Here is a 6,858-nt window from a genome sequence, read left to right on the forward strand (position 1 = left end):
TGACCGAAGCAGCCATGGCCGGCGCCGGCCGCGAGCGGGGCTCAGCGTCCGGCGTCGGCCAGCTTGGCGCGCAGTTGCAGCACCGATTTGGTGTGGATCTGGCTGACCCGGCTCTCGGTGACTCCGAGGACATTGCCGATCTCGGCGAGGGTGAGGCCCTCGTAGTAGTAGAGCGTGACGACCGTCTTCTCACGCTCCGGAAGCGTGTTGATGGCCCCGGCCAGCAACCGTCTGAGCTCGCGGTCCTCGGCGACCTCCACCGGATTGTCGGCGGCGGTGTCCTCAAGAGTGTCCATCAGGCTGAGCCGGTCGCCGCCCTCACCGCCGACATGCAGCAGCTCCTCCAGCGCGACCACGTTCGCCAGCGACAACTGGCTGAAAACCGCGTGGAGTTCCTCCAGCGCGATGCCCATCTCCGCGGCGACCTCCGCCTCGGACGGAGTACGCCGCAACTGCGCCTCCAGCGTGGCGTAGGCGCGTTCCACCGCCCGCGCCTTCTGGCGCACCGAGCGCGGGATCCAGTCCAGTGCCCGGAGTTCGTCGATCATCGCGCCCCGGATGCGGGTGATCGCGTAGGTCTCGAACTTGATCGCGCGCTCGATGTCGAACTTCTCGATCGCGTCGATCAGTCCGAAGACCCCGGAGGAGACGAAGTCCGCCTGCTCGACATTGGAAGGCAGGCCCACGCTCACCCGGCCCGCAACGTACTTCACCAGCGGCGAGTAGTGCAGGATCAGCTGCTCCCGCAGCCGCTCGTCGCCCGTGGACTTGTACGAACGCCACAACTCGTCGAGCGAGGAAGGGGCGGGGGGACGCACAGTGCCACGCGCAGCCGGTGGTGCTGCCGCGCGGTCAGACCCGGAGGTGTGCTGGGGCATGTGGTGCCTTGAGCCGTTCTGCTGTGAAGTGCTGGGACGTATGTCTGAGTCGGAACCCTTGTGAGCGTAGCGTGACCACGATGTCGCGGTCCGCGCAGGATAGAGGATCGGCGCTGTGCGAATCCGGCCGGTCCGACATGGCTGAGGTCCGGGGCCGTCGCTGTGCGCGTCGGCCCCGGAGGCGTCACCGAAGGATCCGCCGAGGTCATCGGCATCACCTTTTCACCCGAATGCCCCAGGTCAAGTACCGCCTCGCCGCGCGTCGCCATTGCAAGTCGGCCGCGGCGTCAACTGCCATCCATCGCCATCCCGTTCGACGAACCCCAGTGAGTGCAGTTCGTACAGCCTGCCGAGCGCTTCGTCGGTGCTGGTTCCGGCGGTGCGGGCCACGTCCCGCCCGCTGAGGGCACCCCGGTACGGCAGGGCGTCGAGGACTCTGGCGGAGACCGCGTCGAGCAGGTCCCTGGGGTGCACGGGGCCGCGTCTGACCGGGGCCAGTTCGCCGATGTTCCCCACCAGTTCGGCCACTTCGGCGGCATCGGTCACCAGGACGCCCTCCCCGCGCAGGAGTTCATGGACCCCTGCCGACAGCCCGCTGGTGGCGGGCCCTGGCACGCCCATGGTGAAGCGGCCGAGCCGCTCTGCGCAGCGCGCGGTGACGAGCGAACCACTGCGGTATTCGGCCTCCACCACGACCGTCCCGCGCGTCAACGCGGCGATGACCCGGTTCCGGAGGATGAATCTGCTGCGGGTGGGATGATCGGACGGTGGTAATTCGCCGATGACGAGCCCCTGTTGCGCGATCCGTCCGATCAGCTCGGCGTGTCCCCGGGGGTAGGGGACGTCCACCCCGCAGGCCAGGACCGCCATCGTCGCCCCGCCGACGGCGAGCGCGCCGCGGTGCGCCGCCCCGTCGACCCCGAACGCGGCTCCGGACACGACCACCCACCCCAGCTCCGCGAGTCCCGAGCCGAGGCCGGCCGCCATGTGCGATCCGTAGGGAGTGCAGGCGCGTGCGCCGACCACGGCGACCGAGCGCAGTGCCCAGAGCCGCAGATCGCGGGGGCCCCGCACCCACAGGCCGGTCGGTCTGGCGTCCCCGAGGTCGTCGAGCTGGCTTGGCCACTCCCGGTCCCCTGGGCAGACGAACCGCCCGCCGAGCGCGGCGACCGCCGAGAGGTCCCGGCCGGGATCGACGCTCTCGGCGCGCAACCGGTACCCGGCGAGCCGCTTCGGGGTCATTCCGCTCAGCTGCTCCGCGGTGCCGTCCCCGGTGGTGATCCGCCGTATCAGCTCGACGGCGCCGCACTCGCGCAGCCAGCGGCCGCCGCGCTCGTCCCCCGGCTCGATGACGCGGGTCAGCGCGGCCCGCGCCAGCCGCTCCTGACCGCTCACCACCACCCCGGACCCTGTTCCGGTCCCCTGCCCCAGGCCGTGTTCCGGGCCCTGTTCCGGGCTCTGCCCCCGCACGTCCCTCACCTGGTCCGGCCCCCTCCCCGGCCCGCCGTCCGCCCGCAGCTTCATGTCTGCGTCCCGGCGTTCATCAGGGCACCCCGCGGAATCCCGGTGCGCAGTTCCAGCGCCACCGCGACGTCGGAGGCATCCGGGCGGTCGGCGCCGCGCAGATCGGCGACCGTCCACGCCACTCTGAGCACCCGGTCCAGGCCCCGCGCGGTGAGCAGGCCGCGTTCCATGTCCCGCTCGGCCTCCATGAGCGCGCCCGGGGCCGCGACCAGCCTGGTCCGCAACTCATGGCCGGGCACCTCGCTGTTGGTGGACCACGCGGTGCCCGCGAGCCGCGCCGCGGCCCGCGCCCTGGCCTGCCGGACCCGGGCCGCCACCGCGGCCGTCGACTCGCCCCGGCCGCCCTGCCCCATCAGGTCCTCACGCCTGACCGGGTCGACGAGCACCCGCAGATCCACCCGGTCGAGCAGCGGCCCGGAGAGTCTCGCCTGGTAGCGCCTGACCGCGGACGGCGGGCATTCGCAGCCGGCGCCGCTGAGGCTGTGCCGGCCGCACGGGCACGGGTTGGCCGCCAGCGCCATCAGAAATCTGGCGGGCAGCCGCACCACTCCGGCGCTCCGTGCCACCACCACATGCCCCGATTCCAGCGGCTGGCGCAGCGCGTCCAGCGCCCGCACGGAGAATTCGGGCGCCTCGTCCAGAAAAAGAATTCCCCGATGAGCCAGCGAGACCGCACCGGGCCTCGGCAGTCCGTTGCCCCCGCCGATCAGCGACTGCATCGTCGCCGAGTGGTGGGGTGCGCAGTAGGGCGGCCGGCTGACCAGGGGCTCCCCCGGCGGCAGGATGCCCGCCACCGAGTGGACCGCGGTCACCTCCAGGGATTCCTTCCTGGTCAGCTCCGGCAGGATGGCCGGCAGCCGCTCGGCCAGCATGGTCTTGCCTGCTCCCGGCGGCCCCGAGAGCAGGAGGTGGTGACCGCCCGCGGCGGCGACCTCAAGAGCCATGCGGGGCCGCTCCTGCCCCGCCACGTCCGCCAGATCCGGCAGATGTCCGTCGCCCTGCCCGGCGCCGCGGGCGAGGCCGGTGCCGATGCCCGCGCCGGGCACCATCAGCCCGGCCAGCATGGTGTCGGGGCGCCCCTCGTCGTGTGCCTGCCGCTCGTCGGGCACCGGCTCGTCGCAGAGCACCGCGATCAGCTGCCGCAGGCTCCGTACCCCGAGGACGGAGACTCCGGGGACCAGCGCCGCCTCGCCCGCGGTCTGTTCCGGCACGACGACCTGCCGGTATCCGGCCTCGGCCGCGGCGAGCACGGCGGGCAGCACCCCGCGCACCGGCCGCACCCGGCCGTCGAGCCCCAGCTCACCGATCATCACCACATCGGCGATGGAAGCCGGATCGATCCGCTCGGCCGCCCCCAGCACCGCACAGGCGACGGCGAGATCGAACCCGGATCCGCCCTTCGGCACCGAGGCCGGCGACAGGCCCACCGTGAGCTTCTTCTGCGGCCACTCGGCCCCCGAGTTCGCCACCGCGGCCCTGACCCGGTCGCGGCTCTCCACCAGGCTCTTGTCCGGCAGCCCCACCAGGGTGAACGCGGCCACCCCCGCCTCCAGGTCCGCCTGGACCTCCACCACCACACCCTCGACGCCGACCAGCGCCACCGAGCACGCCCGCGCGAACCCCATCAGGCCACCCCCCGCGCATGCTCGGCGACCGGTGCTCCGCGCCTGGGCAGCACCACGCCGACCAGATCGATCCGGACGCCGCCGGACGGCGGGCCGCCGTGCCGGTCGACCCAGATACCGGCCAGCCGCCGCAGCCGCTCCGCCTTGACCGGCGTGACGGCCGCCATCGGATGCTCGAACGCGCCCGCCCTGCGGGTCTTCACCTCGCAGACCACGAGCGCGTCGCCGTCCATCGCGACGATGTCGATCTCACCGGCGCGACACCGCCAGTTCCGTTCCAGTACGGACATGCCTGACTCGGCCAGCAGCCGCACCGCCAGATCCTCGCCGTACCGCCCGAGTGCCCCCCGTGCGTTCATTTCGGCACCACCTCCGGGACCGACTCTGACGCGTCCGGTCCCGATCGGTGGATCTTGGTGGAAAACCCCTGGATTGTGGATATCCCGGCCACCCGGAAGTGCGAATCAAGGGGCAGCCCAAGGTCGGGCCAAGGCCGAACCGGATCGACCCAGGGCCGAACCGAATCGAACCCAGGGCGGACCGAATCGGATCAGGGGCGAATCGACGCCCCCGGGAGTGGGCTCAGCCGCCCGGGAGTTCGAGATCGCTCTTGTTGAGCTCCTCGATGTTGACGTCCTTGAACGTCAGCACCCGGACCTGCTTGACGAACCGCGCAGGCCGGTACATGTCCCAGACCCAGGCATCCGCCATCGATACTTCGAAAAACACCTCGCCCTGGACCGAGTGCACCTGCATCTCGTAGTCGTTGGTGAGGTAGAAGCGCCGTTCGGTCTCGATCACATATTTGAACAGACCGACGACATCTCGGTACTCCCGGTAGAGCTTCAGCTCCATCTCGGTCTCGTACTTTTCGAGGTCCTCGGCGCTCATTGGCATGTTCCCCTTCAGCCGTGCGTCCCCCCATTGTGCGCCAGGCCCCCGGCCCCCCGGGCCCTTAGGCGATTTCGGGGTCGAGAACCAGCGGCGTACGCGGAGGACCCTCGTCGAGCAGCGTGCGCAGCAACTCGGCGAGCCTGGTCGGGTACACCGTCTCACGCGCCGCCGACAGTTCGGCGGAGGTCCACCACCTCAGACCCGCGACACTGCGTTGCTCCAGCCCGGTCTGCCCACTGGTATCGGTGTCGGTCTGCCTCGTACGGGCCAGGAAATACCACTCGTCCTGATCCCAGCGGCGTCCGTCGAACGGGAACGAGCACATCCGCTGCCAGAGCAGCGGACCCAGCTCGACGTCGGTGATCCCGGTCTCCTCCGTCAGCTCACGCAACGCGGCCTCCTCCCGGGTCTCGTCGCCCTCCACGCCGCCGCCGGGGGTGAACCACCAGGTGCTCGCCGGATCCGCCGGTTCGAAGCCGTGCAACAGCAGGATCCGGTCGTCGGGGTCCAGGAGGATCACGCGGGCGACCTTCCGCTGCTCAGTGCGCACCGGCGGGCACCCTTCCGCCCTTGTTCCCTGACGCCCGCGAGGCCCGTGCCGCGATCGGGCCGTACGCCGCACCGCCCAGGATGAGCACCACGCCCACGAGCACCGCCGCGAGCTGCAGCCGCAGCGGTCCGGGCGTCGACACGCCGCCGGGGAGGGAGGCGAAGGCCGCCGGGCGCTCGACCATGCCGTTCATCGGCCAGGCGATGGCGTCCACCCGGGCCTGTACCGCGTCGCGGGGGACGGAGCCCTGGCCGGCGTCGTCCAGGTGTACCCGGGAGTCCAGCGACGCGGCGCGCTCGTCGCCCAGCAGGAAGAGCTGCCCCTTGGGCACCTCCGCCGTGAAGTTCTCCGCCGAGGCGAGGCCCTTGGTGTGCAGATACGGTTCGTCAATGGGCTTGCCGTTGACCGTGAGCCGGCCGCCCTTCCCGCAGCAGGCGATCCTGTCGCCGCCGATCCCGACGACCCGCTTCACCATCGGCATGTCGCCCCACACCGGATCGGTGAAGACCACCACGTCGCCGCGGCGCACCTCGCTGCCGTCGATCCGCTGCGCGAGCACCCGGTCGCCGGCGTTCACCGTCGGTGTCATCGACCCGGTCGGCACCGTGTACGGCTTGTACACCACCGCCCCCCAGGCGAACCCGCCGAGGAAGAGCACACAGCCGACGGCCACGGCCAGTCCCGACAGCATGCTGCCGAGACGGCCGCGGCCGTCACCCGTACGTCCTTGTCCGCTCATCCCAGCGTCCCCCCACTCCGGAGATCGACGATCGCTGATCCGAGTCGGCACCCTACCCGGCGGTACGCCCGCCGGTCAGCCTCCTGCGGCGCCACAGTACGAGAGGCAGCGCACCCGCGATGCCGACGGCTCCCGGAGCCAGGCCCGCCGCCGCGCTGATCCCCGGCTGGTCGAAGGTGTCCGGGACCGGCAGCGTCGCCCAGCGGTTGATCGGCCAGGCCACGACCACGGCGCGCCCCACGACGTCCTCGACGGGCACGAAGCCCTTGGTCGCCTCGTCGGTGTGGTAGCGCGAGTCCAGGGAGTTCTGCCGGTGGTCGCCCATCACCCAGATCTTGCCCTCGGGCACCTTGAAGGGGCCGAAGGGCTTGTCGTCGCAGGCCGTGTTGCCGGGGAAGATGTACGGCTCGTCGAGCGCCTTCCCGTTGACCTTGACCGGGCCGCCCTTGGCGCACTCCACGGTGTCGCCACCGACCGCGATCGTCCGCTTGATCAGGTCCTTCTCCTTGGACGAGGGCATCAGACCGATGAAGCTCAGGAAGTCCTGCACCACGTTCGACTCCGGGGTCGGCTCCCCGGCGAGCCAGTTGTCCGGATCGTGGAAGACGACGACCTCGCCGCGCTCGGGCTCCCCGCCGAACCACGGTG

8 protein-coding genes are annotated in these 6,858 nt (G+C 71.3%); all 8 read right to left on the reverse strand.

What is annotated here, in order from left to right; genetic code table 11:
- Positions 1-41: 41 nt before the first annotated feature.
- Complete coding sequence (whiG, locus tag EES42_RS00455) at positions 42-878, reverse strand: RNA polymerase sigma factor WhiG (RefSeq protein WP_124716122.1); 837 nt, start codon at positions 876-878, stop codon at positions 42-44.
- A 240-nt stretch (positions 879-1,118) separates the two neighbouring features.
- On the reverse strand, positions 1,119-2,273 hold the full coding sequence (dprA, locus tag EES42_RS00460; RefSeq protein ID WP_241196274.1) for a DNA-processing protein DprA: 1,155 nt from the start codon (positions 2,271-2,273) through the stop codon (positions 1,119-1,121).
- Positions 2,274-2,398: 125 nt separating this feature from the next.
- Positions 2,399-4,027: a YifB family Mg chelatase-like AAA ATPase gene (locus EES42_RS00465; protein ID WP_124716124.1), complete on the reverse strand. Its 1,629-nt coding sequence runs from the start codon at positions 4,025-4,027 to the stop codon at positions 2,399-2,401.
- Positions 4,027-4,386, reverse strand: a complete 360-nt coding sequence (locus tag EES42_RS00470; protein ID WP_124716125.1) for a YraN family protein — start codon at positions 4,384-4,386, stop codon at positions 4,027-4,029. The genes EES42_RS00465 and EES42_RS00470 overlap by 1 nt, the downstream gene beginning before the upstream one ends.
- A gap of 223 nt (positions 4,387-4,609) precedes the next feature.
- Positions 4,610-4,918: a DUF2469 domain-containing protein gene (locus tag EES42_RS00475; RefSeq protein WP_003965949.1), complete on the reverse strand. Its 309-nt coding sequence runs from the start codon at positions 4,916-4,918 to the stop codon at positions 4,610-4,612.
- A gap of 64 nt (positions 4,919-4,982) precedes the next feature.
- Positions 4,983-5,471 (reverse strand): NUDIX hydrolase, encoded by a 489-nt coding sequence (locus tag EES42_RS00480; RefSeq protein WP_124716126.1) that lies wholly within the window; start codon positions 5,469-5,471, stop codon positions 4,983-4,985.
- Positions 5,461-6,210, reverse strand: a complete 750-nt coding sequence (lepB, locus tag EES42_RS00485) for a signal peptidase I (protein WP_124716127.1) — start codon at positions 6,208-6,210, stop codon at positions 5,461-5,463. Before lepB (EES42_RS00485) ends, EES42_RS00480 begins: the two co-directional genes overlap by 11 nt.
- A 52-nt stretch (positions 6,211-6,262) precedes the next feature.
- A partial coding sequence (gene lepB, locus EES42_RS00490) for a signal peptidase I (protein ID WP_124717323.1) occupies positions 6,263-6,858 on the reverse strand: 596 nt, incomplete at its 5' end.

The organism is Streptomyces sp. ADI95-17 (assembly GCF_003846175.1).
GTDB classification, from domain to species: Bacteria; Actinomycetota; Actinomycetes; order Streptomycetales; family Streptomycetaceae; genus Streptomyces; species Streptomyces sanglieri.